At 64.5% G+C, this 26,306-nt stretch carries 16 protein-coding genes and 2 pseudogenes; 9 read left to right on the top strand and 9 right to left on the bottom strand.

The genetic code is table 11. The annotated features are described in order from the left end of the window. Positions 1-93 precede the first annotated feature (93 nt). Both FJ974_RS23490 and FJ974_RS23495 read left to right on the top strand, forming a co-directional pair. Positions 94-1,554, top strand: a complete 1,461-nt coding sequence (locus FJ974_RS23490; RefSeq protein ID WP_226891364.1) for an AMP nucleosidase — start codon at positions 94-96, stop codon at positions 1,552-1,554. Between the two features lie 164 nt (positions 1,555-1,718). Further along, the gene (locus tag FJ974_RS23495) at positions 1,719-2,738 is read left to right on the top strand and encodes an endonuclease/exonuclease/phosphatase family protein (RefSeq protein WP_140539251.1); all 1,020 of its coding nucleotides are present in this window, start codon (positions 1,719-1,721) and stop codon (positions 2,736-2,738) included. Positions 2,739-2,777: 39 nt separating this feature from the next. On the opposite strand, the gene FJ974_RS23500 is transcribed toward FJ974_RS23495, so the two are convergent. After that, positions 2,778-3,374, bottom strand: a complete 597-nt coding sequence (locus FJ974_RS23500) for a DUF922 domain-containing protein (protein ID WP_140539248.1) — start codon at positions 3,372-3,374, stop codon at positions 2,778-2,780. 188 nt (positions 3,375-3,562) lie between these two features. Further along, a complete protein-coding gene (locus tag FJ974_RS23505) occupies positions 3,563-5,242 on the bottom strand; it encodes an electron transfer flavoprotein-ubiquinone oxidoreductase (protein ID WP_140539249.1) in 1,680 nt (559 codons plus the stop codon). Between the two features lie 252 nt (positions 5,243-5,494). On the opposite strand from FJ974_RS23505, the gene FJ974_RS23510 reads away from it, so the two are divergent. Beyond that, a complete protein-coding gene (locus FJ974_RS23510) occupies positions 5,495-6,133 on the top strand; it encodes a hypothetical protein (RefSeq protein ID WP_140539250.1) in 639 nt (212 codons plus the stop codon). A gap of 75 nt (positions 6,134-6,208) precedes the next feature. Here FJ974_RS23510 and FJ974_RS23515 read toward each other — a convergent pair whose 3' ends face one another. Further along, positions 6,209-7,375 carry an IS4 family transposase gene (locus FJ974_RS23515; protein WP_226891366.1) on the bottom strand — a complete coding sequence of 389 codons (1,167 nt, stop codon included), beginning with the start codon at positions 7,373-7,375 and terminating at the stop codon, positions 6,209-6,211. Positions 7,376-7,714: 339 nt separating this feature from the next. On the opposite strand from FJ974_RS23515, the gene FJ974_RS23520 reads away from it, so the two are divergent. Both FJ974_RS23520 and FJ974_RS23525 read left to right on the top strand, forming a co-directional pair. After that, entirely contained in the window at positions 7,715-8,818 is a 1,104-nt protein-coding gene (locus FJ974_RS23520) for an ISAs1 family transposase (protein ID WP_226891367.1), read from the top strand. Positions 8,819-8,888: 70 nt separating this feature from the next. Further along, entirely contained in the window at positions 8,889-9,800 is a 912-nt protein-coding gene (locus FJ974_RS23525) for a uracil-DNA glycosylase (protein ID WP_140539331.1), read from the top strand. Positions 9,801-10,007: 207 nt separating this feature from the next. Here FJ974_RS23525 and FJ974_RS30450 read toward each other — a convergent pair. Further along, positions 10,008-11,218, bottom strand: a pseudogene (locus FJ974_RS30450) (integrase core domain-containing protein). A gap of 210 nt (positions 11,219-11,428) precedes the next feature. Here FJ974_RS30450 and FJ974_RS23540 point away from each other — a divergent pair. Continuing rightward, entirely contained in the window at positions 11,429-12,235 is an 807-nt protein-coding gene (locus tag FJ974_RS23540; protein WP_140532737.1) for a helix-turn-helix domain-containing protein, read from the top strand. Here the strand turns inward: FJ974_RS23540 and FJ974_RS23545 are convergent, their stop codons facing one another. Beyond that, positions 12,236-13,138, bottom strand: coding sequence for a DMT family transporter (locus FJ974_RS23545; protein WP_140532749.1), 903 nt, complete (start codon positions 13,136-13,138; stop codon positions 12,236-12,238). A 326-nt stretch (positions 13,139-13,464) separates the two neighbouring features. Here FJ974_RS23545 and pepN point away from each other — a divergent pair, with 326 nt between their 5' ends. Both pepN and FJ974_RS23555 read left to right on the top strand, forming a co-directional pair. Next, complete coding sequence (pepN, locus tag FJ974_RS23550) at positions 13,465-16,110, top strand: aminopeptidase N (protein WP_140532736.1); 2,646 nt, start codon at positions 13,465-13,467, stop codon at positions 16,108-16,110. Between the two features lie 252 nt (positions 16,111-16,362). Continuing rightward, positions 16,363-18,684, top strand: coding sequence for a PAS domain-containing sensor histidine kinase (locus FJ974_RS23555; protein ID WP_140532735.1), 2,322 nt, complete (start codon positions 16,363-16,365; stop codon positions 18,682-18,684). An 86-nt stretch (positions 18,685-18,770) separates the two neighbouring features. Here FJ974_RS23555 and FJ974_RS23560 read toward each other — a convergent pair. The 4 genes and pseudogenes from FJ974_RS23560 to FJ974_RS23575 form a co-directional block, all read right to left on the bottom strand. Next, positions 18,771-21,738, bottom strand: a pseudogene (locus FJ974_RS23560) (bifunctional [glutamine synthetase] adenylyltransferase/[glutamine synthetase]-adenylyl-L-tyrosine phosphorylase). Between the two features lie 11 nt (positions 21,739-21,749). Then, positions 21,750-23,228 carry a sensor histidine kinase gene (locus FJ974_RS23565; protein WP_140532734.1) on the bottom strand — a complete coding sequence of 493 codons (1,479 nt, stop codon included), beginning with the start codon at positions 23,226-23,228 and terminating at the stop codon, positions 21,750-21,752. 8 nt (positions 23,229-23,236) lie between these two features. Beyond that, positions 23,237-23,911 carry a response regulator transcription factor gene (locus FJ974_RS23570; RefSeq protein ID WP_140532733.1) on the bottom strand — a complete coding sequence of 225 codons (675 nt, stop codon included), beginning with the start codon at positions 23,909-23,911 and terminating at the stop codon, positions 23,237-23,239. 335 nt (positions 23,912-24,246) lie between these two features. After that, entirely contained in the window at positions 24,247-25,794 is a 1,548-nt protein-coding gene (locus FJ974_RS23575) for a Do family serine endopeptidase (RefSeq protein WP_140532732.1), read from the bottom strand. 208 nt (positions 25,795-26,002) lie between these two features. Between FJ974_RS23575 and FJ974_RS30215 the strand changes: the two genes are divergently transcribed. Then, the gene (locus tag FJ974_RS30215; RefSeq protein ID WP_264296789.1) at positions 26,003-26,131 is read left to right on the top strand and encodes a hypothetical protein; all 129 of its coding nucleotides are present in this window, start codon (positions 26,003-26,005) and stop codon (positions 26,129-26,131) included. Positions 26,132-26,306: the final 175 nt, after the last annotated feature.

Raw genomic sequence — 26,306 nt, forward strand, 5'->3', positions numbered from 1 at the left:
TTCCCGTTCGCTACCCCTCCCAAGCGCTCGCCTAAGTCTCTATATTGGGCCATGGAAAAGCGAATCTACCCCCAAGCCATCGAATCGGTCGTCATGCCGGAGCCTTTCGGCAGGCAGAGTTTCGACAACGCCCGCAAAGCGGTCGAAGCGTTGCAAATGCTCTACGATCGCAACACCAAATTCCTGCGCGATTCCTTCGCCGCGCTTGCCGCCGGCGGCGACGAGAGCAAGCGCTACCGGGCTTTCTACCCGCAGATCGGCGTCACCACGACCTCGTTCACCCAGATCGACTCGCGCCAGGCCTATGGCCATATGCCGACGCCCGGCCACTTCGCCACCACCATCACCCAGCCGTTGCTGTTTGAAAACTACCTCATCGAGCAGCTTCGCCTGATCATGCGCAATCACGGCGTGTCGGTGACGGTCTCGGAATCGACTACACCGATCCCGCTGCATTTCGCCTTCCTTGAGGGCACCTATGTCGACGGCGCGGCTGCCGAGCGCATCAAGCGGCCGATCCGCGACCTGTTCGATGTGCCGGACCTCGACGGCACCGACGACCAGATCGCCAATGGCACGTTCGAGGTGGCGTTCGGTGAACCGAGGCCGCTGGCGCCGTTCACGGCGCAACGCATCGATTATTCGCTGCATCGCATGACGCATTACACGGCGACCAGTCCGCAGCATTTCCAGAACTTCGTGCTGTTCACCAACTATCAGTTCTACATCGACGAGTTCGTCGCGCGCGCCCGCGACCTGATGGAGAAAGGCGGTGACGGCTACAGCGAATTCATCGAGCCGGGCAATGTCGTGACCCGCGCCGGCGCCGGCCTGGCGAGCGAAGGCACGCCGCCGCAGCGCCTGCCGCAGATGCCGGCCTATCATCTGAAGAAACCCGACCATGGCGGCATCACCATGGTCAATATCGGCGTCGGCCCGTCCAATGCCAAGACCATCACCGACCATATCGCGGTGCTTCGGCCGCATGCCTGGGTGATGCTCGGCCACTGCGCGGGCCTGCGCAACACGCAGGCGCTGGGCGACTATGTGCTGGCGCATGCCTATGTGCGCGAGGACCATGTGCTGGACGACGATCTGCCGGTCTGGGTGCCGATCCCGCCGCTGGCGGAAATCCAGGTGGCGCTACAGGAGGCGGTGGCCGAAGTGACGGGGCTTTCCGGCTATGATCTGAAGCGCATCATGCGCACCGGCACTGTCGCCACCATCGATAACCGCAACTGGGAGCTGCGCGACCAGCGTGGGCCGGTGCAGCGCCTGTCGCAGTCACGCGCTATCGCGCTCGACATGGAATCGGCAACGATCGCCGCCAACGGCTTCCGCTTCCGCGTGCCTTACGGCACGCTGCTGTGCGTCTCCGACAAACCGCTGCATGGCGAGCTGAAGCTGCCCGGCATGGCGACCGAATTCTACAAGCGGCAGGTGGCGCAGCATCTCACCATCGGCATCAAGGCGATGGAGAAGCTGGCCGAGATGCCGATGGAACGGCTGCATTCGCGCAAGCTCAGAAGTTTTTCCGAGACGGCCTTCCAATAGCCGGCCGGCGCACCAAATCCAGCGAGGCTAATCGTCTTGCGAATTCGTCTTGCCGATTCGTCGTCTTGCTTGAGCCGCAATTTGGCCGATAAGCAGGCCGAACAGATTGCCGGCGGCATCAGCAGACCACGACCTCGATGACAACAGGCGGCGCGCGCTCGAATATGGTGGCTGGGGTGGCATTCCTGGCGATGATGGCATGCTCGGCCGCCTTGCTGGCCGGGTTCTTCGGCACGCTGCACCCGGCTTTCGATTCCTTCTCGCATTTCCGCATTCATCTCTGCGTGCTGACGGCGCTGCTGGCGCTGCCGCTGCTCGCCAGCTCGTATCGGCTGCAGGCGGCTGCGGCGCTCGTCTTTGCGATCGCCAGTCTCGCCACGACGATAAACGCGCTGCCCAGGCTGTGGCCGGTGCAGGCGGTCGCCAGGCCCGCCGACCAGATCGTCTACACCCTGCTGCAGATGAATTTGCGCTTCGACAATCCGACGCCGAAGAAAGTGCTGTCGCTGATCGGCCGGACCAATCCCGACGTGATCACCCTCGACGAGGTATCGGGTATGTGGACGACCGAGCTTGGCTACATAACCAGCGCCTATCCGTACCGGATCCTGTGCCCCTATCCCAACGGCATATTCGGCGTCGCTCTGCTCTCGCGCCGGCCCTTCGCAGCCGGGACAGAGCCGCGCTGCGAACCGCGCGGCGCGATGGCGACCGCGACGGTCGATTTCGGCGGCACCGGCGTCGATGTCGCCGCGATCCATTTGAGCTGGCCCTGGCCGCGCGAGCAGTACTGGCAAATCGGTGAATTGGCGGAGCGGCTTTCCTCGCTCGGCGACACGGCGATCGTGGCCGGCGACTGTAATGCGGCGCCGTGGAGCGCCGCGGTGCGGCGCGTCGCCTCGCTCGGCGGACTGACAATCATGCCCTCGGCCGGGCCGACCTGGATGCATCGGAAATTGCCTGACTTCCTGCGGCGCTATGCCGGACTGCCGATCGATCAGGTGTTCAGCAAGGGCGGCGTGAGGATCCATTCGTCGACGCGGCTGGAAGACACCGGCTCGGACCATCTTCCCGTGCTGGTCGAATTCTCGGTCGGATCAGCGGATAAAAAGCCCGGCGACGAGCATGAGACAGCACTGGCGGCGAGCGAAGTGTCGCAAAAATCAAAAACAGAGCCGCTGTGAGCCTTCACACCAGGGCGCCCCTCCAGCATCAACGATCCTTCAAGGCTTCCCCATCAGAGCCGCGATGAGGTGCTCGACATGCCCGCCGTCGCGATGTTGGCTGGCGTCGAAGGCGTTCTGTCTGGCTTCATACTCGGCGAAGACGTCCCTGATGCGGCGCTGCGCCTCGCTGCGCGTCTTGTAGCAAAACGGGTCGTCGGCAAGCCTGAGGCCGGTGATCGACTTCTCGGTGGCCTGCATCATCTGCCGGGCGATACGGCCATGGGTCTCCTCATGGGCACGAACGCCGGCGAAAAACCGGTTCCAGCGCTTTCTCAGCGCCGGTGTGGTGGCTGAAGCGACGCGCGGATAGGTGTAGAAGAGATTGAGCGTGCCATTGGCCCGGCGCAGCCGGCAGAAGCCGTTGTCCTGGCCGGTGTCGAAGTCCCAGTTGACTGTGTAAGCAGTTTGCGCGATGGCCCGCGTCGTGAAACCGTGCTTCGGCCCCTTGCTGTCCATCGCCTCGATCAGGGCGGCTCCGGAGTTGCCCGCGATATCGTAGTTCCGCGTCTGGACCAGCACCCTGGAGGCGGCCGAGGCCGCAGGTGCGCACAGGGCGCCGATCGCCACAAGGCATACCAGAACCGGCAGGCGCATGGCCGTTTCCTCCCTATCCGAGAAGAAGGGAACCACAAGCCGGTCGCAGTTTCAACAGTCCTGGCTTAAATGCCCTGACGGATCGGCCCTTCGATGGCTTCGGACGCGCCGCTCACACGCCCTGATAGATCGGCCTCCGGCTTTTCACTTTGGCGCGGCGGTCGAGACGGCCCGGTCGGACGCTTCGCTCACATGCCCTGATAGACCGGGCCTTCGCCGCCTTGTGGCGGCACCCAGGTGATGTTCCGGTTCGGGTCCTTGATGTCGCAGGTCTTGCAGTGGACGCAGTTCTGCGCGTTGATGACGAAGCGCACATCCTTCGCCGCCGGATCGGCGGCGGCATTGCCGTCCTTGTCCACCCATTCATAGACGCCGGCCGGGCAGTAGCGGGTCGAGGGACCGGCGAAGACGTCGTGCTCGGAGCGCTGCAGCAGCGCCGCGTCGCCGACGATGAGATGCACCGGTTCGTTTTCCTCATGGTTGGTGTTTGACAGGAAGACCGAGGAGAGCCGGTCGAAGGTGAGCACGCCATCCGCCTTCGGATAGGCGATCTTCTGATGCTTGGACGCGGGCTCGAGCGTCGCGTAGTCGGCCTTGCCGTGCTTCAGCGTGCCGAAGGGCGAGAAGCCGAACAGCGTATTCAGCCACATGTCGAGACCGCCGATTCCGACTCCGACGATGGTGCCGAAGCGTGACCACAGCGGCTTGACGTTGCGAACCTTTTTCAGATCCTTGCCGATGTCGCTGCCGCGCCAGGCTTCCTCGTAGGACGCAAGCTCGTCATTGGCGCGGCCGGCGCCGATCGCCTGGGCGACATGCTCGGCCGCCAGCATTCCCGACAGCACCGCGTTGTGGGAACCCTTGATGCGCGGCACGTTGACGAAGCCCGCAGCACAGCCCATCAGCACGCCGCCCGGGAAGGACAGTTTCGGCACCGACTGCCAGCCGCCCTCGGTGATGGCCCGCGCGCCATAGCCGATCCGCCTGGCGCCTTCGAAGGTGCCCGCGATCGCCGGATGCGTCTTGAAGCGCTGGAACTCTTCGAAGGGCGACAGATACGGATTCTTGTAGTTGAGATGGACGACGAAGCCGACCGCCACCTGGTTGTCTTCCAGATGGTAGAGGAAGGAGCCGCCGCCGGTCTTCATGTCGAGCGGCCAGCCGAAGGAGTGCTGCACCAGTCCCGGCCTGTGGTTCTCCGGCTTGACCTGCCACAGTTCCTTGAGGCCGATGCCGAATTTGCCCGGCTCGCGGCCGTCCGACAGCTTGTATCTGGCGATCAGCTGCTTGGCGAGCGAGCCGCGCGCGCCCTCGCCGATCAGCACATATTTGCCCATCAGCGCCATGCCCGGCGCGTAAGCCGGTCCGTGCGTGCCGTCCCTCTCGACGCCCATGTCGCCGGTGACGACGCCGGTGACCGCGCCGGCATCGTTGTAGACGAGGCTGGCCGCGGCGAAGCCTGGATAGATCTCGACGCCGAGCGCCTCGGCCTTGGCCGCCAGCCAGCGGCAGACATTGCCAAGCGAGACGATGTAGTTGCCGTGATTGTTCATCAGCGGCGGCATCAGCATGTTGGGCAGGCGGAACGAGCCGGCGGGGCCAAGCACCAGGAAATGGTCCGCCGTTACCGGCGTCTTGAACGGATGGCCTTCCTCCTCGCGCCAGCCCGGCAGCAGGCGGTCGATGCCGATCGGGTCGACGACTGCGCCGGACAGAATATGGGCGCCGACTTCGCCGCCTTTTTCCAAAACGACGACGGAAAGGTCGGGATTGAGCTGCTTCAGGCGGATCGCAGCGGCGAGGCCGGCGGGACCCGCGCCGACGATCACCACGTCGAATTCCATGCTCTCGCGTTCGATTTCGCTCATCGGCCCCTCACTGGCTTGCCTTTGCCGGGCATTTTGCTGGCTCACGCGCTGCATAGCGCATCAATTCGCGACGCGAAACCGGCGTTGGCGTGACAACGGGGATTTCGACAAAAAGCCGCGCTGTTTGCCGCGGATAGCCCATATTATGGGGCCGCTGCAAGCATCGGCCACGACAATCCGATTGGAAGGCCAGGCGCCGCCCGCACGTTTTTTAATTGTTCGGCGGCTTGCTTATCGGCAATACTTGGGTCCATGCGCACCCTCAAGCCATCCGGCTTTTCATCGAAGCGCTTTCTCTTGACACCCGGCACGCTTTGCCGCGCGGGTCTTCTCACCCTCCTTTCGCTCGGCACCGCCCATGCCGATCCGCAGAAAGTCTGGGCGACCGGCGCCTATTCCTTTTCCGACGAGCTTGGCGGCTTCCGCATCACCGGCGCTTCCGGCATCGGCACCAAGGAGGATCCGCTGGTCATCACCGAGGAATTGAACTCGGCGACGCCGGTAACGCTGACCATTCGCGCGACCAAGCCGATCGAGGCCTTCGGCAAAGCGGGCGACGTCGCCAATGGCATCATGTACATGCGCATCGACGTGCTCAACAACAGCGCCCTGCCTTGGGTGGAATTCCAGTTCGAGCTGCAGGAGATCCTCGACCAGCCGAGCGTGTTCGGCGACGGGCTTTCCTTCGACCAGCGCAACAAGACGCCCGATAATGTCTGGTCGAGCAACTTCGCCGATTTCGACCGCCAATTCGAACCCTATGACCGGCTGCTGTTCAAGAATGGCAAGGTCGATCCGCTGAAGACGGCGACCTTCGATTTCTTAGTCACCGACTACACGCCGCGCTGGACGTTTTATCTGGTGCAGGATCCACGCATACCGACCGGGTGAAGGGAGGCGGAAGGCGATTGGCGAAGCGGCGGAGCGCGTGATCTCCCCCCTCGAGGCAGGGCTGTCCGGGGAAAGTTATTCATAATCGAAGCCCAACTGGTTTGGGGATGTTCGATCCCTTCGGCGGCTCGAATTGATCGGAGGCGGCTTGTTGATGGCCTCGATTCTTCGGCGCTCGAGCAGGCATTGGCTAACCAGATCGGTGAAGCGCAGGATGGGCATGGCGATGCGGTAGGTCCGGGCGGCGATGCGCAGCAGCGCATAGGCGATCATGGCGGCGAAGAGCTGCAGGCGGATGGCGTTGTCGTTGTTGCCGAGGAACCTGCGTATCTTGAGATGCTGTTTGATCCAACGGAACAAGAGTTCGATCTGCCAGCGGCCCTTATAGAGCGCGGCAATCTCAACGGCCGGGCGCTTGAGATCGTTGGTCAGCAGCGTGATGGTGTCGCCGTCCTGGCGCTTGACGATCAGGCGGCGCAATTTGATCGGCAGCTTGCAGTGGGTTTTGCCGGCAAGGCTCACCTCAGCGTCGTCGAGAACGGTGAAGCCGTCGCCCCGCGCGACCTTGACGGGACGTTCGGAGAGCACCTCGAGCCCCATGTTGGATTTGGGTCGGGTGACGAAGAAAGCTTGGGCTGCGGCGATCTGCGTCGTCCACCAGCCGTAATGGCAATAACCCTTGTCGAACACATAGGTCGCGCCCTTCTCGATGGCGATCGTGCGGCCGACCTGGGCATCGTTGACGTTGGCATCGGTGATGTCGAGGATGCGCGGGCAATCGGCGTTGGGATCATAGACGACGTGCATCTTCATGCCGCGGATGCGACCGTTCGACTTGGCCCAGCCGCACAACTTGCCGAGCGGGATCGGTGTGGAATCGATCAGCCGCAGCATAGCGGTGCCCTCACGGCGTGTCTGCCGGTCGAGTTGGTTGGCGAGCAGGCCGAAGATCTCGGCAAAGACGGCGACGGGGCGCCTGCGGCCGGCATCCGACAAGGTCGAGCGCCGCAACACGTCACTGCCCAGATGGTAATGATGCTGGCCGTTGGCGTTCCAGCCGGCTTCCAGGCTGCGAAGGCTCGCACTACCGCTGAGCTGGGCATAGATCAGCACCATGAGATGGTCCCAACTTCTGAACGACTTGTCGTAGGCGTCCCCGCCATGGCTATCCACAATCGTCTGGAAGCGGCGGCGATTGATCGGTTCAACCAGCTTGCCAAGAATGCTAGGCGTAAAGCGCATGCCCCGTCCCCTTTCTGAGTCTCGACAACCAGAAGGTAGACGGAAAATCCCCGTCTTACGGGGCATGCGCCTGCGGCATTTCGATTCACCAAACACTTTCCCCGGACAGCCCTGCCCTCGAGGGAGAGATGGCCGGCAGGCCAGAGGGGGTCGCCGCGCGCAGAGCGCCAACCTCATCCGTTAGCGATTTGGCGTGGCGTCCAGTCGAACCGACCCCCTCTGTCGCCTTCGGCGACATCTCCCCCTCGAGGGCAGGGGAATCGCACATGAGTAGAAAAGGACTCTTGTGCGGCATGTGGAAATCGATTCTGAGGGACCTCTGAATGATCGGAGGTCGCGATGGTATTTCTGGATGTATTCGGCGAGGTCCCGGACCCGCGGGACTTGACCGCGCAGCACCCGTTGCCGGAGATTTTGTTCGTAGCGCTTGCGGCGGTGCTTTGCGGGGCCACGCACTGCACGGAAATGGAGCTGTTTGCCAAGAACCGGCTCGATCTGTTGCGGCAGTTCATCCCGCTCGAATGCGGCGCGCCCAGCCACGACACCTTCAGCCGGGTGCTGGCGGCTCTCGATCCTGTTGCCCTCAACGATGCCTTCATGCGCTTCATGGCCGCTTTCGGCGCGCAGGCGCGCATCGATGCGCCCACAGGCCAACTCGCCATCGACGGCAAGAGCCTCAGACGCGCCTACGCCAAGGGCCGCTCGCATATGCCGCCTCTGGTGGTGACCGCCTTTGGCTGCGACACCTTCATGAGCCTGGCCCAGACCGTGGCGCAGGAGGGCGGCGAGGTCCAGGCCGCAATCGCGGCGCTCGAACTGCTGTCGCTCAAGGGGTTGACCGTCACCGCCGATGCCTTGCACTGCCATCGACGCATGACCAAGACTGTGCGCGAGGGCGGCGGCCACTACGTGATCGCCATCAAGGGCAACCAGTCGAAACTGGCCACCGAGGCCAATGCCACGCTCGACAAGGCGGCGGCCAGCAAGGCAACCAAGTTCCATCAGACCGAAGAGCAAGCGCATGGTCGTCACGAGGTCAGGCGCGCCTTCGTCATTCCCTTCGCGCAGACGCCGGGCAAGAATGCCCTTCTCGACCTTTGCGCCATCGCCCGCGTCGAAAGCTGGCGCACCGTCGAAGGCAAGACCACACACAAGGTCCGCTGCTATGCGCTGTCGCGCAAAATGCCGGCACACGAACTGCTCGCCACAGTACGCCGCCACTGGAGCATCGAGAATGACCTGCACTGGCAACTCGACGTCCTGCTCGTCGAAGACAACATCAGAGGCCGCAAGAACAACACAGCCGCCAATCACGCCATACTTCGGCGCCTCGCCCTCAATGTTCTTAGAGCCGATCCCGAAAAGATTCCTCTCAGCCACAAACGTCTCAAAGCACGGTGGGCCGATCAAGACCTGCTCCGCCTCTTTACTCATATGCGATAGCCCTACCCTCAAGGGGGAGAATGCCGTCGCCAACCTTGCAAAATACTGCCACCCGGACGATGGTGGCGGCATGACTGCCGCCTCCCCCAACACCTCAGCCGACATCGCCGAGCTGCTCGCTTTTTATGCCAGCGCCGGTGTCGACGAGGCGCTGGAAGAGGCGCCGGTGAACCGCTTCGCCGAGGCAGCGCCCAAGCCGGCCGCGCGCCCGCCGGCACCGGCCTCAGCGCCGCGCCAAAGCAGTCCTCAGGACCGATTGGCATCCGAGCAACGTCTGACGCCGGAGCGGCCGGCGGCTGGATTCGACGCGAGCCGAGTTCCGGATGCGCCGGCTCGCCTGATGCCGGCCACCGCCGCGGTGCCCGATGAGGCGCAGGCGGCCCTGGCGCGGCAATTGGCGTCGAGCGCGGCGACGCTGGACGAGCTTCGCCAGCACATGGCGGCCTTCGACGGATGCAACCTCAAATTCACCGCCAAGAACCTGGTTTTTGCCGACGGCAACCCGGAAGCCGACCTGATGCTGGTCGGTGAAGCCCCGGGCCGCGACGAGGACCTCGAAGGCCTGCCCTTCGTCGGCCGCTCCGGCCGGCTGCTCGACCGCATGCTGGCGGCGATCGGGCTCGACCGCAATTCGGCTTATATCGCCAACGTCATCCCGTGGCGGCCGCCGGGCAACCGCACGCCGACGCCGCACGAGACCGAGATCTGCCGCCCGTTCATCGAAAGGCAGATCGAACTGGTCAATCCGAAGGTGCTGGTCAATCTCGGCGGCCCGTCGGCAAAAACCTTGCTCAACACCAGCGAGGGCATCCTCAGGCTGCGCGGCAACTGGCGCGTCCACACGACGGCGTCGGGCATCGCCATTCCAGCGATGCCGACGCTGCACCCGGCCTATCTCCTGCGCACACCGGCGCACAAGAAGCTCGCCTGGCGGGACTTTCTCGAGGTGAAGGCGAAGCTGGGGAGTTTGGCGACTAGCTGATTTCGCCCCTCGAGGGGGAGATGGCCGAGAAGCGGCCAGAGGGGCGCGGTTCGACTGGGCTCGACCCCTTGTCGCAGACGAAAGAGGTTGGCGCTCCGCGCGAGGCGACCCCCACTGGCCTGCCCGTCCTCCGCAGCAGCTGCGCTGCAGCTGCGGAGGGTGGTGTCCAGCCGATAGATGGGTAACACTTTGAACCGGATACATGGGTTACAGTTTTCTCCCTGAGTTGCTGTCCGCCGCAGTGCCGTCTGGTCGGGGTTGAACGGCACTGCGGCGGACCAGTTTCTTGTGTCGGCCGTCAATGAAGCCGAGCGGATGGGCATAGAAGTGGAGTGCCCATTCCCCATTCTCGGTCTCGGTTGCGGCAATCGCTTCACCGGCCAGCGCTTTTGAGACGTAGATGAAGTCGCCGTTCCACTTGATCTCGCCGTTTTGGCGCACGCTGCGCACCGCAGCTTCGGCCGGATAGTCCGGCTCTGGTGTCGTCTTCGGCATGGCGCGGGTCGAGGGGCGGTAATGCTGTGCCGGCGTGTCCATACCCAGCGCCTCGTGCGGGCGCTCCTCGTTATACTCGCGCCGGAAAGCCTCGAAAGCCCGAGCCTGGGCGGCCCTGTCGGCCTCCGGCGCCTTGGCCAGCGGCAGCATGGTCAGGTGGAAGCGCTCATGGCATCCGTTCTGCTGCGGTTTGCCCGGCTGAATGCGCTCCAGCACGATACCGAGCTTGATGAAGCGCACCGCAAGCGGCGTCAGCCCGGTGACGCCGGCTGACGCGAACGGCGCCCCATTGTCGCTTCTGAACCGATCCGGCAGGCCATGCTCCTCGAATGTCCGTTCAAACACCGGCCAGGCTTCACCCTCCGACGTCGAGCCGATCGCCGCCAGCGCCAACAGGTAGCGGCACGCCCCATCCATCACCGTCAGCGGCTCGCAGCGCCAGCCGTCGCCGGTCCGGAACCAGCCCTTGTGATCTCCCGTCCACAGCGCGTTCGCCGCCTCAGGCTCCGGCCATGGACCGTTGCCCGCCGCTCTCCAGCGCGCGCGCCGACGCGACGCCCGACAAGGCCATGCCGCTTCAGAATCTCGCCGGCTGTCGACACCGCCGGCCAGCTGCAGCTGGGCTCCGCCCGCTTCAGCCGGGCCATGATCTTCTTCGGCCCCCACAGCGGATGCGCTTCCTTCTGCGCCACGATCCGCTCCACCAGCTCCGCTGCCGTGGCACGGCCGTGCTCGAGCGGCGCCCGCGGCTGGTCGTGCAGGCCTTCCGGCCCGAACGCCCGGTAACGTCCAAGCCATTTGTAACCGGTCTTGCGCGAGATCTCGAAGGCAGCACAAAGCTGCGTCATCGTCTCCTCGCCAGATAGGCATTCCGCAACAAAACGAAGCCGCTCATCCATGAGCCCAGTCTCTCGCCAAACCATCGCCGGTCCTCCCGGCGGACAAGAAAACTGTCACCCATCTAATCGGTCCATTCTGTTACCTATCTATCCGGTTCGGACAGTGGACCGGCCATCTCCCCCTCAAGGGGGGAGATCCGGCGCCGCTGCCTTCGCCAATCTGCAAGGAAGAAGCTTTGCCCATAACCTCCCAGGTAATTGAATTGCTGCCCTCGCCACCTTAGTCATTCCCCCATGACCACATCCGAAACCTCCGCCGGCGGCCTCATCCGCGAATGGCGTACGCGTCGGCGCATGAGCCAGCTCGACCTCGCCATGGAGGCCGAGATTTCGCAGCGGCATCTCTCCTTCGTCGAGAGCGGCCGCGCCCAGCCGTCGCGCGAGATGGTGCTGCATCTGGCCGAACAGCTGTCGATTCCGCTCAGGCAGCGCAACCGGCTGCTGCTGGCGGCCGGCTTCGCGCCGAGCTTCAGCGAAAAGCCGCTGACCGACGCCACGCTGGCGCCCGCAATGGCGGCGGTGGAGACTGTGCTGCGAGGACACGAGCCCTTCCCTGCGCTGGCGGTCGATCGGCACTGGAACCTCGTTTCCGCCAATGCGGCGATCGGCCCGTTCTTGGCCGACGTGTCGGAGCCGTCGCTGCTCGAGCCGCCGGTCAATGTGCTCAGGCTCAGCCTGCATCCGGGCGGCGTGGCGCCGCGCATCGTCAACCTGGCGGAATGGCGCGCACATCTGCTGGAGCGGCTGAAGCACCAGAACGATGCGACCGGCGACCCGGTGCTGATCGAACTGGAACGCGAGCTGCGCGGCTATCCGTCAGGGATGAAGAGCGGCCTGCCGGCGCCGGTCGAGCCGAACGGCATCGTGCATCCGCTGAGGCTCGCGTCTGGCGATCAGGTGCTGTCCTTCATCAGCACGATCACGACGTTCGGCACGCCGCTCGACGTCACGCTGTCGGAACTGGCGATCGAGTCTTTTTTCCCGGCCGACGAGCAGACGCGGACGGTGCTGGTGCGGCTGGCGAAACAGCGGGCCGGATGATCACCCCTGCGGCGGTGCGGCCTTCCTGGTGCGCGTGCGCTCCAGACCGAGTTGCCGCTCGCGCCAGATGATGAAGATGCCGGCGGCGACGACGATCAGGCCGCCGGCCAGCGTGTTCACGGTTGCGATATCACCGAAGAGAAAATAGCCGACGACGACGCCGAGGATCATCGAGGTATATTCGAAGGGAGCGACGACCGAGGCCTCGGCATGGCGATAGGCGGCCGTCATCAGAATCTGCGCCAGTCCGCCGCAAAAGCCGGATGCAACCAGCAGCCCGGCCTGCTGGGTCGTCGGCGCCTGCCAGCCGAACGGCAGCGAAAACAGCGCCATGACACTCGCAGTGGCCGAGAACCACAGCACGATCGTCGCCGTCCTTTCGGTCTGGACGAGGTTGCGCACCAGAAGGATCGCATTGGCCGAGATCGCCGCGGAAGCGAGCGCCGCGACGACGCCAAGCACCTCCTGGTCACCGAGTGCAGCGCCCGACCGCAGCAGCGTCAGTTCCGGCCAAGAGATGATCAGCACGCCGACCATGCCGACCGCTACCGCGCTCCAGCGATAGATGCGGATGGCCTCGCCGAGGAAGAGCGAGGAAAACACCACCACCAAAAGCGGCTGGGCATAGTTCAGCGTGATCGCCTCCGGCAGCGGCAGCCTGGTCAGCGCGAAGAAGCCGAGGCCCATGGCGCAGACGCCGACGACGCCGCGGGCGATGTGGTTGAGCGGGCGCCTGGTCGAGAATGCGGTGCCGAGTTCCCCCTTGAAGGCCAGAAAGGCAATGATCGGGAACATGGCAAAAAAGGAGCGGAAGAAGACGATCTCTCCGGCCGGAACGGTGCCGGCCAGCTTGATACAGGACTGCATGCCGACAAACACCGTCACCGACATGATCTTGAGCATGATGCCGGTCAAGACGCGACCAGGGTGATCCGATAGTTTGGCGGCCGCTTCGCCCCCCGGCCTGGCGCTCACTTTGGCGATACGTCCCGCAGGACACCGTCAGGTCGAAAGTTGTCGCTACGGCGCCGCAACGCGGCGGCCACCATGCCGAATTTCAGTGTGACGACGATCATCATGCCTCATGAGATGAGTGGAAAACGCGGCCAGAAATTGGCCCTGGCGCAGTTTTGTCGAGTGAGCGTTTCGTGTAAAGAGCGCCGACTTCAATTTTCTTGGACCAGCGGACCAGAGCTTCCGCAGCGAAAATCGATAGGAAACGCCACGGAATGCGCACCGATACCGGCCAGGTCTTCAAGCTCGAAGACTACCGCCCCAGCGACTACCTTATTCCGCGGACCAATCTCCATTTCCGCCTCTCCCCCGATGCGACCCGCGTCACCGCGGTGCTCACCATCGAGCGTCGCGACGGCGTCGCCGTATCGACGCCGCTGGTGCTCGACGGCGACGGACTGACGCTGCTTGGCGTTTCCGTCGACGGGCAGGCGCTTTCGCCGGCGGATTATGAGGCAACGCCGGACCAGTTGATCATCGCGAAACCACCGGCGGCATCGCGCTTCGAGCTTCGCCTTGAAACCGAAATCGCGCCGGCCGGCAACGAAACGCTGATGGGCCTCTATCGCTCCAGCAATGTCTATTGCACGCAGTGCGAGGCCGAGGGCTTTCGCCGCATCACCTATTTCCTCGACCGGCCCGATATCCTGTCGGTCTACACGGTGCGCATCGAGGCCCAGCACAATGAGGCGCCGCTGCTGCTCTCCAACGGCAACCCCGTGGAACGCGGGGCGCTGGCCGACGGCTGGCACTATGCGGTCTGGCACGACCCCTTCCCCAAGCCGTCCTATCTCTTCGCGCTGGTGGCCGGCGCGCTTGGCAAGGTCGCGGGCAGCTTCATCACCATGTCAGGCCGCGAGGTCGAGCTCGGCATCTATGTCGAGCCCGGCAAGGAACGTCTGGCCGGGTATGCCATGGATGCGCTGAAGCGCTCGATGAAATGGGACGAGGATGCCTTCGGCCGCGAATACGATCTCGATGTCTTCAACATCGTCGCCGTGTCCGACTTCAACATGGGCGCGATGGAGAACAAGGGCCTCAACATCTTCAACGACAAATATGTGCTGGCCGACGAGGAGACCGCGACGGACGCCGACTTCGCCAATATCGAGGCGATCATCGCGCACGAGTATTTCCACAATTGGACAGGCAACAGAATCACTTGCCGCGACTGGTTCCAGCTCTGCCTGAAGGAAGGGCTGACCGTTTACCGCGACCATGAATTCTCCGCCGACCAGCGCTCGCGGGCGGTCAAGCGCATCGCCGAAGTGCGCACGCTGCGCGCGCACCAGTTCCCCGAGGACCAAGGTCCGCTGGCGCATCCGGTCAGGCCACGCCGCTACCGCGAGATCAACAACTTCTACACCGCGACCGTCTACGAAAAGGGCTCGGAGGTGGTGCGCATGATCCGCACCATTCTCGGGCCCGAGACCTTCCGCGCCGGCATTGACCTCTATTTCGAGCGGCATGACGGCGAGGCGGCGACCATTGAAGACTTTCTCAAAGTGTTCGAGGACGTCTCCGGCCGCGACCTGGCGCAGTTCGCGCTCTGGTATCATCAGGCCGGCACGCCGAACCTGACGGTGAGTTCCTCGCACAATGCGGCGGCAAAGGAGTTCACGCTCGAGATCGAGCAATCGGTGCCGCCGACGCCGTCGGAGAGCCGCAAGCGGCTGATGCACATTCCGCTGGCCTTCGGCCTGGTCGGCGCCGGCGGCAAGCCTGTCGCGTGGGCAACTGCCGAGGGCGCAACCGTCGAAGACGGCATCATCCATCTCCGCAAGCGGCGGCATCTGGTGCGTTTCACCGGCGTCACCGAGCGGCCGGCGGTGTCGCTCAATCGGGGTTTCTCGGCGCCGGTCACGCTCGCGGTCGAGCAGAAGGCCGACGACCAGTTCTTCCTTGCCAGCCACGACGACGACAGCTTCTCGCGCTGGCAGGCGTTCAACACGCTGCTCACCGATGCGCTGATCGCCGCCTTCCGCCAGATCCTCGGCGGCAAGATGCCGGTCTTCGCGGCACAGCTTGCCGAGCTTGCCGGCAGGATCGCCGGCGACGAGACGCTGGAGCCCGCCTACCGCGCGCTGGCGCTGGCGTTGCCGGGCGAAGCCGACATTGCCCGCGACATCGGCAAGGGCATCGACCCGGACGCCATCTTTGCCGCCCGCGAGGCGCTGGCGCGGGCGATCGCCCAGGCAAACCGTGGGGCCTTCTCGGCGCTCCACGCCAGCCTTGCCGACAACGGCCCGTTCAGCCCCGACGCGGCGAGCGCCGGACGGCGCGCGCTGCGCAATATCCTGCTCGACTATCTCGCGCTGCTGCCGGAAGGGGCTGCGCTGGCCGCCGGAGATTTCCGCTCGGCCACCAATATGACCGACCGGGCCGCGGCACTGACCGTGCTGGCACACCGCCATTCCGGATCGCCGGAAGCGGCAGAGGCACTGACGAGTTTCGAGGCGAGATACCGCGGGGATGCGCTGGTACTCGACAAATGGTTCCTGATCCAGGCCGGCGTGCCCGGCCCGCAAACCGTCGAAACGGTGCGCGCGCTGATGCGGCATCCGGCGTTTTCGATCGCCAATCCCAACCGGGTGCGCGCGCTGGTCGGCACCTTCTCAAGCGCCAACCAGACCGGCTTCCACCGCACCGATGGCGAGGGCTACCGCTTGTTCGTCGAGACGGTGCTGGAGGTCGAGAAGCGCAATCCACAAGTGGCAGCCAGGCTGGCGACGGCGCTGAGATCCTGGCGCTCGCTGGAGCCCATTCGGCAGGCGAAGGCAAGGCAGGCGCTACTCACGATGGCGAATGCCGAAAACCTGTCGGCCGATTTGCGCGATATCGTGGAGCGCACGCTGGCTTGACCCTCCCCTTTGAAGGGACGATGCCGAACCCGAAAGCCGCGCACTGCCGCAACGACCCCACCCGTCCATCCGCCTCCGGCGGCTGTCCACCCTCCTCTCAACGGTGAGGGAAAGACCGTTATTTTAGTCGATTTTTAATCTTTTTTGGCCGCGCCTCTGGACAAGGCGAATCACCTTTGATTCTTTAATGACGATTCGGACGTGCGGTGTAGCCGGATCGTCAAGAATGCGGCAAATCGGGGAGTGCCATTTATGGCCAAGACGGACGCGTGGGGCGCGCCCGGCGGGAAGGCCTTTGCGCGTCGTGCGGCAAGGGGCGACGGGCTTGCCGGCAATGCGCGTCTGATCGCCGAACCGGCCTATCAGCGGCTGCTGGCGGCAGAGCCGCTGCTGCGCCGCTCGATACCGGCGCTGATCATCATCTTCCTCATCGTCATCGCTGCCCTGCGCGTGCTGTCGCTGATGAACGAGCGCGACGAGGTCGAGCGCGACGCCAGAGCGGTGTTGGCGCTTGCCGCCGGCCAGATGGCGCAGGCAATTACCGCCGACCCCAACGCGGCTACCAATACGGCCATGGATCTTCTGGTGAACACCAGCCGTCAGGGCGCCATGGGCCGCGCCCATGTGCTGGCCATCACCGACGACGCTTTCAAGGTCATCGCGGTGTCGCCAATGTCGACGGGCTGGCAGGGCCGCACGCTGGACAGCCTTGTGCTCGGCGGCCAGCCGCTGTTCATGTTCGGCGACCGCGCCGGCGTCATGGACGTCAGCATCGGCGGACAGGACTGGTTCGCGGCCGTAAGCCTCACCGGCAACCGCAGACACGCCGCTGCCGCGATGGTGCCCAAGGAAGCGGTGTTCGACAGCTGGCGCAAAATGGTCTCGCTCAACGTCACCCTGTTCGTTTTGACCGCCGGCGTTTTGATCGTCATCCTTTACGCCTATTTCGGCCAGGCGGCGCGTGCCCAGGCCGCCGACCGTATCTACCTCGAAGCGCATCAGCGCATCGACATGGCGCTGGTGCGCGGCCGCTGCGGCCTGTGGGACTGGGACATGGTGCGCGGCAAGATGTACTGGTCGCGCTCGATGTACGACATGCTGGGTTACGAGCCCTGCGACACGATGCTGTCCTTCGGCGAGGTCGACGAGATCATCCATCCCGAGGATGGCGACCTGTTCGAGCTCGCCAACCGCATCGTCGAGCGCGAGATCGACCATATCGACCAGGTGTTCCGCATGCGTCATGCCGACGGGCAATGGGTGTGGATGCGGGCGCGGGCCCAGGTGATCGACCCGGAAGCGCCGGAGATCCAGCTGATCGGCATCGCCGTCGATGTCACCGAGCAGCGGCATCTGGCGCTGCGCTCGGAAGCCGCCGACCTCAGGCTGAGGACAGCGATCGAGAACATCAACGAATCCTTCGTGCTGTGGGACGCCGCCGAGCGGCTGATCATGTGCAATTCCAAATTCCAGAAGGATAACGGCCTATCGGACCGCGACGTGATGCCGGGCGCCGCCCGCACGGCGCTCGAGGAGCGGATGCTGGCCTTCGCCTCAGAGCGGCGGCTGGCCAATGCCAACGGGCCGCAAGGCGGCGTCACTTTCGAGCGCCAGCTTTCGGACGGCCGCTGGCTGCAGGTCAACGAGTTGAAGACCAGGGACGGCGGCATCGTCTCGGTCGGCTCCGACATCACCCAGATCAAGCTGCACCAGGAAAAGCTGGTCGACAGCGAGCGCCGGCTGATGGCGACCATCCACGACCTCAGCCTCGCCCGCCGCGCCGAGGAGGAACGCGCCAAGGAGCTGGTCGAACTCAACCGCAAATACATGAAAGAGACCGAGCGCGCCGAGGCTGCCAACCGGGCCAAATCCGAATTCCTCGCCAATATGTCGCACGAACTGCGCACGCCGCTCAACGCCATCATCGGCTTTTCCGAGCTGATGCAGCAGGGCCTGTTCGGGCCGCTGGGCTCGTCGCGCTACGAGGAATATGCCGGCGACATCAACGGCAGTGGCAAGTACCTGCTCGGCGTCATCAACGACATCCTCGACATGTCGAAGATCGAAGCCGGCCAGTTCTCGCTGGACCGCGAGGAAATCGACCTCTGCCCGCTGATCAAGGAGACGGTGCGCGTCATCTCGCTGCAGGCGGCGGAAAAGTCGATCACGGTGGAAACGCGCATCGCCGATACGATGCGGCTCTTCGCCGACCGGCGGGCTATCAAACAGATCGCCATCAATCTGTTGTCCAACGCGGTGAAGTTCACCGGCCAGGACGGCCATATCACAGTGCGGGCGCGCCACGCCTCAGGCGCGCTGGTGCTGACCATCGAGGACAATGGCTGCGGCATCCCCAAACAGGCGCTGGGCAAGCTCGGGCGGCCGTTCGAGCAGGTGCAGAACCAGTTCTCCAAGAACCACGCCGGCTCCGGCCTCGGCCTTGCAATTTCGCGCTCGCTGGCCGAACTGCAAGGCGGCGCGCTGAAGATCCGCTCGACCGAAGGCGTCGGCACCATCGTGTCGGTACGCATCCCGCTGAAGAAGTCGCCGCCGTCGGTGAAGGCGGCGGCGTAAATTTCATTGAAAAATCCGCTACGTCGGCGGGACAGCACCCCCTCTGTCCTGCCGGACAGATGGGGTGTGAAGGAATGAGACGTGGATTAACCTTGCGAAGTCGGTGCTCCCACGCGAAGCAGAATCTCGAAATCCTTTCTGACCTTCCGCGACGTCTCCTTGAGGTGTGCTTCCAGCACACCGAAATCCGGCAGGTCGGTGACCGCCAGAAGCAGATCCGACAGCCCCGGCGGGACATCGTCCCGCTGGAACTCACCGGTGAGGCAGAGCCTGATCATCTGGGTCAGCGCCAGATAGAGACTGTAGGCCTCGCAAAGCTCCTGCCGAACATCGATCCCTGCGAAACCGGGAGCCAGCCGCGCGAGCACATCGGCCGTTGCGGTCGCCCGGCGGCCGGGCTCGACATTGCCCGATATGACCGCCACCTGGGCGATGAATTCGAGGTCAATGAGACCGCCGGGAATGAGCTTGATGTCCCAAACGTCGTGCGGCGGCTTCTCCTTCTCGATCAGCGCCCGCATCTCGGAAGCTTCCGCCTTGACCCTAGCCGCGTCGCGCGGCAGCGCCAGAATCGCGGCCACCTCGGCGTCAAGCTCGGCGCAAAGCGCCGGATCGCCGCCGATGGCGCGTGCTCTTGCCAGCGCCATATGCTCCCAGGTCCAGGCGTCCTGGCGCTGATATTTCTTGAACGCATCGATATGGGTGGCGACCGGGCCTTTGTTGCCTGAAGGGCGCAGGCGCAGGTCGAGCTCATAGAGCACACCTTCAGCCGTCGGCGCCGAAACGGCGGCGATCAGGCGCTGCGTCATGCGGGTATAGTAGTGCGAGGGCGCCAGCGGCTTTTCGCCATCAGAGTCTTCCGCATCCGCATCGTGGTCATAGAGCAGGATGAGGTCGACGTCGGAACCGGCGGTCAGCTCACGGCTGCCGAGCTTGCCCATGCCGAGCAGCGCCACTCTGGCCCCTGCGATCCTGCCGTGACGCAATGCGAACTCGGCGATCACCGCGTTGAGCGCCGCCTCGATGGTGAGGTCGGCGAGATCGGAAAAGGCGCGGCCGGCGCGGGCCGGATCGATCGAGCCGGCAAGCAGCCTGACGCCGATCAGGAATTTCTGTTCGGAGGCAAAGATGCGCAGCCGGTCGAGCACGTCTTCATAGGCGCGGTCGCCCTCGATGAAGGCGGCAAGGCGTGCCGAGAGATAGGCGCGGTCCGGCAGCTCCGTCAGCAGCGCCGGATCGAGCAGTCCGTCGAAGACATGCGGGCGGCGCGTGATGATGGCGGCGAGCCGAGGCGCGGCGCCCATGATCGTCGCCATCAGCTTGAGCAGCGCTGGGTTCGACTGCAGAAGCGAGAACAGCTGGATGCCGGCCGGCAGGCCGGCGAGGAACTCATCGAAACGGATCAGCGCTTCATCGGCGCGGCGCGTCTGGCCGAAACTTTTTAGCATCGCCGGCGTCAGCTCCGTCAACCGCTCGCGCGCTTCCGCCGACCGGGTGACGCGGTAGCGGCCGAAATGCCAGCCGCGGATAACGCGGCAAATGTCGCTCGGCCGCTGGAAGCCAAGGCGATGCAAGGTCCGCAGCGTATCGGGATCGTCGACATCCCCGGTGAAAACGAGATTGCCGATACCGGCCGACAGTTCGGGCGCGGTTTCGAATAGCGCCGCATAATGGCGCTCGACCTGCTGCAGCGATGCGCGGAAAGTTTCGGCGAATTCCGCCTCGCCGGCAAAGCCGAGCATCAGCGCGATGCGCTCCAGCTCCTCGTCATCGTCGGGCAGGATATGGCTCTGCTCGTCGGCAACCATCTGGATGGCATGCTCGACGCGGCGCAGGAACCAGTATTGCCGGGCCAGCGCATCGCGCGCATCGGCGGTAATCCAGCCGCGCGCCGCAAGCTGGCCAAGCATCGGCACCGTCTCACGGCCGCGCAGCTCCGGGAAGCGGCCGCCGGCAATCAGCTGCTGCGTCTGGACGAAGAACTCGATCTCGCGAATGCCGCCGCGGCCGAGCTTGACGTTGTGGCCCTTAACCGCGATCTCGCCATGGCCCTTGTGGGCGTGGATCTGGCGCTTGATCGAATGGACGTCGGCGATCGCCGCATAGTCCATGTATTTGCGCCAGACATAGGGCTGCAATTCCTTGAGGAAGACCGCACCCGCGCGTCGGATCGCCGGCCACCGGCCGCGCCTTGATCATGGCGGCGCGCTCCCAGTTCTGGCCGCGCGCCTCGTAGTAGCGAAGTGCAGCCTCGACCGGGATGGCCAGCGGCGTCGAGCCGGGATCGGGGCGCAGCCTCAGATCGGTGCGGAAGACATAGCCGTGCTCGGTACGGTCCTGCAGGATGCGCACCAGCCGCCGCGTGAGACGCGAAAACAGCTCGGTAGCGTCGAGCGGATCGATGACGGCCGGCGCCTCGGGGTCGAAGAAGGCGATGAGGTCGATATCGGAGGAAAAATTCAGCTCATGCGCCCCGAGCTTGCCCATGCCGAGCAGGATCCAGCCCGAACCACGCGCGGGATGTTTCGGATCGGGCAATTTGAGCTTGCCTTGGCCATGCGCGTCGAGCAGCAGGAAATCGACAGCGGCGCGCGTGCAAGCATCGGCCAGTTCGCTGAGGCGGCGCACGGTAAGGCGGGTTTCGGCCTCGCCGGCAAGATCGGCCAGCGCAATCAGGAAATGCGCCTCGGTCTTCCACTGCCTGAGTTGCATCATCAGACTCGATTCCGAGACGGCATCAGCCTGCGCCACGCGGCCGACCGCCTCGCCGATGGCGTTCAGCCGCGCCTCGATGGACCCGTCGAACAATGTGTCGAGGATCGCGGGGCGTCTTCGCGCTATGTCGCGCAGGAAGGGCGAGAGGTCGAAGACGGCGGCGAGCAGATCCTGCCACGGTCCCTCGCCCGCCAGAAAAGCAGCGAGACGGGAAAGACCTTCTTCCTCCGCAGCGTCGGCGATTTCCGACAGTTCCCGCCTGGCATGGTCCTTATCTAGCGGACGAAGCGCCAGCGTTGGGCTGAGTTGCCATTCCTGTTGCCTGGGTTTTTTGGCCATCGTCACCGCCATCAGTGCGTCTCCCGTGCAGGGAAACTCATGACCACGGACAATCCGGGATTGGCTGGCAAAAGATCAAGCCTGCCGTTGTGAAAAGTCATGATGGCCTTGGCGAGGCTCAAGCCCAGCCCGGAGCCCGGCTGCGAGCGGCTCTTCTCCAGCCGCACGAAGCGCTCGGTGGCGCGGGCGCGATCGGCGTCGTCGGGGATACCATGGCCATTGTCGGTGACGGCAAGCTTGATCTCGTTGCCAGCGCGCTCCAGCACCACCCGCACTTTCGGCGTCTCGGCTGCGTCGGTCGAGTATTTGATCGCATTGTCGACGATGTTGGACAGCGCCTGGCCGATCAGCTCGCGGTTGCCGTTGATCGTGAGGGCCTCCGCTACGGTCGTTTCCAGCGCGACCCCCGCCTCCTCCGCCACCGGCTCGTAGAGCTCGGCGACGTCGCTTACCGTGGCGGCGAGATCGACGGGACCGGTCTGTTCGGAGGAGTAGCCGGCCTCCAAGCGCGAGATCATCAGGATGGCGTTGAACGTCTTGATGAGCTGGTCGGACTCCGCGATCGTGCCTTCGAGCGCCTGGCGGTAGTCCTCCGTCTTGTGCCTGCCGGCAAGCGTCGCCTCCGCGCGGTTGCGAAGCCTGGTCAGCGGCGTCTTCAGATCATGGGCGATGTTGTCGGAGACCTGCTTCAGGCCCTCGTTCAGCATGGCGATCCTGGCCAGCATCGAATTGAGGTTTTCTGACAGGCGGTCGAATTCGTCGCCGGCGCCGGTGACCGGCAGCCGTCCGCTGAGATCGCCGCCCATGATGCGGCGGCTGGCGTCGGAGACGCTGTCGATGCGCTTCAGCGCGGCGCGCCCGACAAAGAACCAGATCAGGATGCCGCCAAGGCCCATCATGCCGAGCGCCAGGGTCAGCGCGCGGCTGATGACGGCGCGGAAGCGCTCGGGCTCGCCGAGGTCGCGGCCGACCAGCATGATCATCTGGTTAGGCAGCCTCAGCACCAGCGCGATGGCGTTGTGACCCTTCTCACCTGTCGATTGTGGTGTGTTGCCCTCGTTGGCCGGGGGCGCGGACTGGTCCGAACCGCCGCTGCGCAGACGATCGAGCTCGCCCTCGCCGAAGCGCTGGTAGGAAAAGGGCTCGGTCGTCCAACCCTCCGTCTCGATGACTCCCGGCTCCAGGCTCTGCACATTGCCGGTCAGGATCTGGCCGTTGGCGTCGGCGATCAGATAGAGATTGGCGCCGGGCTGACGCGAGCGGGCTTCGACGACACGCACCAGCACCGGCAGGCCGCCGCGCTGATAGGCGCGGGCCAGGCCCAGCACCTCGTCGTTGATGGTCTCCTGCGTCTGCGCAGTCAGCATGCGCGCCGACAGCGACGTCATGTAGAGGACGAGCAGCACCGCGCAGAGCGCGAAAAGCAGAAGATAAAGCGCCGAAAGCCGGGCCGCCGTCGTCTTCATGATGGCCGGCAGGGAAAGAGCCATCTTGCTCCCTAGCCGCCCTTCAGCATGTAGCCGGCGCCGCGGATCGTGTGCAGGATCGGCTTGTCGAAGCCCTTCTCGATCTTGCCGCGCAGCCGCGAGACATGGACGTCGATGACGTTGGTCTGCGGATCGAAGTGATAATCCCAGACATTCTCGAGCAGCATGGTGCGCGTCACCACCTGGCCGGCATGGCGCATCAGATATTCGAGCAGGCGGAACTCGCGCGGCTGCAGCGTGATGTCGCGGCCGGCGCGCTTGACCGAATGCGAAAGCCGGTCGAGCTCGAGGTCGCCGACCCGGTAGACGGTCTCGGATTCACGTGCGCCGGCGCGCCGGTTCAGCACCTCGACGCGGGCAAGCAGTTCGGAAAAGGCATAGGGTTTGGTCAGATAGTCGTCGCCGCCGGCGCGCAGGCCGGTGACGCGGTCGTCGACTTCGCCCAGCGCCGACAGGATCAGCACCGGCGTGGTGTTGCCGCGGGAGCGCAGGGCTGCGATCACCGACAGGCCGTCGCGGCGCGGCATCATGCGATCGATCACCATGACGTCATAGTCGCCGGCATCGGCCAGCGCGAAGCCGGTCTCGCCGTCGCCGGCGACATGGGCGGTATGGCCGGCCTCGGCGAAGGCCTTCTGCAGATAGTCCGCCGCCTCGCGATCGTCTTCCATGACCAGAATCTTCATGGAGCCGTTATACGCGATTTCACTTGAAGGTTGAGGGGCAGCCATTGCACTGAGCCCTTTTGGCCGTCGTCGTCCTGAGCGGCGCCACGACATGCTCTTTGTCTCGCATGTCGTTATCCCAAAACCGGTTTCCACTTTTGGGCGACGTGCTTTGTTAAAGCGGCAGCGGGGATGGGAACCCGCTGCCGCCAGGAGCGAAACACGGTGACTGACTAACGTGTTCGGCCCCATGTTTTCCCGGCGATGGCTCGGGGGTGTTGATCCACCACAGGGAAAAGCCGCTTAGAGCGCCGCGCATCTCCTTGGGCGCGCAGCGCCCTAACATTTTGAAGCGATCAGCCTTTGCCGACCGGCAGCGCGACGAAGCGGTTCGAGTCGTCGCGGGTGATCTGCATCAGCACAGCCTTGCGGCCCGCCTTGGCGGCGTCCGCCATTGCCTTGGAGACGTCGTCGGTGCCATTCACCTCGACCGAATTGATCGAGGTGATGGTGTCGCCGGGCTGGATGCCGCGGTCGGCGGCGTCGCTGTCGGGATCGACATCGGTGACCACCAGGCCCTTGCCATTTTCCGACTTAGTGACGGTGAGGCCGAGATCGGCGAGCGTGTCGGCCTTGGCCGGTGCGGCTGGCTTGCTGTCGTTGTTCGAGGCCTGCTTGTCGCTCGACGGCAGCGTGCCGAGGTCGACCTTGACGGTTTCGGTCTTGCCGTCGCGCAGCACGGTGACATCGACCGACTTGCCCGGCGGGTAGGCGCCGATCAGGCGGGCGAGTTCCTTCGGCGAGGCAACGTCCTTGCCGTCGACCTGGGTGATCACGTCGCCGGCGGCGATGCCGGCCTTCTTGCCGGGACCGGCATCCTGGGCGCTCGAAACCAGCGCGCCCTTTTCCGACTTCAGGCCGAGCGACTCGGCAATGTCGGAGGTGACCGGCTGGATCTCGACGCCGAGCCAGCCGCGCTGCACGGAGCCGTTCTTCATCAGGTCTTCGACGACCTGCCTGGCGGTCGAGGCCGGGATGTCGAAGGCGATGCCGACGCTGCCGCCCGAGGGCGAGAAGATGGCGGTGTTGATGCCGATCACCTGGCCGTTGAGATTGAAGCTCGGGCCGCCCGAATTGCCGCGGTTGACCGAAGCGTCGATCTGGATGAAGTCGTCGTACGGACCGGCGCCGATATCGCGGCCGCGGGCCGAGACGATGCCGGCAGTGACGGTGCCGCCGAGGCCGAACGGGTTGCCGACGGCGACGACCCAATCACCGATACGGATCTTGGAATCGTCGGCGAAGTCGACATAGGTGAACTTGCTGCCGCCGCCATCGACCTTCAGCACCGCGAGGTCGGTGCGCGGATCGGTGCCGATCAGCTTGGCGTCGAGCTCCTTGCCGTCATTGGTGACGACGCTGAAGTTCGAGCCTTCCGAGACGACGTGATTGTTGGTGACGAGGTAACCGTCCTCGGAGATGAAGAAGCCGGAGCCTTGCGCGACCGGGCGCGGCTCGCCATTGCCGCGGTTGCGATGGCCGAAGGGCCGCATGCCGAACTGCTGGCCGCCCTGGTCGCCGAAGCCGCGGAACTCCTTGAAGAAGCGGCGCAGCTGCGGATTGTCGGGCAAATTGTCGAAGCCGTCCTGGTCATCGGAACCGTCATCGGCGGTCGGCTGGATCTTGGCCTTGACCTTGACGCTGACGACCGCCGGCGAGACGCGCTCGACGACATCGGCGAAGCTCGGTACCTGCGGAGCCTGGACGCGCACCGCATCGGCCAGCACGGGGGCGGTGCCGGTAGCGAGCGCGCCCGCGCCAACCGCGCCGACAACAGCCAGGGAGGCGACGGCCGCCAACAGGCGCTTGCGGGTACGGGAATATGAATCGGGGGCAATGTTCATGGGGTCTCTTATCCTCTTTAGAGTGGATGCGCTCAGGCGAAGCATCCTCGGGCAAGAGGATTAGAGAGCCGCACATTACGGCGCCATTTCCGATACATGAAAGTTTTGTAATGTTGAGGAGCGGCAGGGATGCATTGGGATCACGAGGTTCAAAATGACCAAAGGCCGTACGATGCGAATTCGAGTCTCAATCGATTCGGAGACTAAGATGATCGAAGGCATCAAGCGCGGGATAGCCGATGCAAAGGCGGGCCGTGTTGTGCCTCACGAAGTTGCGATGGTGGAAATCGACGCTGTGATCGAGGCCGTGGAAGCCGAGCGTAAAGACAAGGGATGAGGTATGCCGCGCTCTGAGGCTTGGCGGACGCACCCGCGACGTCGTCATCCCAGGGCAAAGCAGGAGCGAAGCTCCGTCGCGGAGACCCTGGGATCCATTCCGTTACCTCGCGCGAGGGGTGCCACGGAGCAGAATTCTGGACGGCCGCGACGCCTCGAAGTCACGGAATGGATCC

The sequence above is a fragment of the Mesorhizobium sp. B1-1-8 genome (assembly GCF_006442795.2).
In the GTDB taxonomy this organism is placed as follows: Bacteria; Pseudomonadota; Alphaproteobacteria; order Rhizobiales; family Rhizobiaceae; genus Mesorhizobium.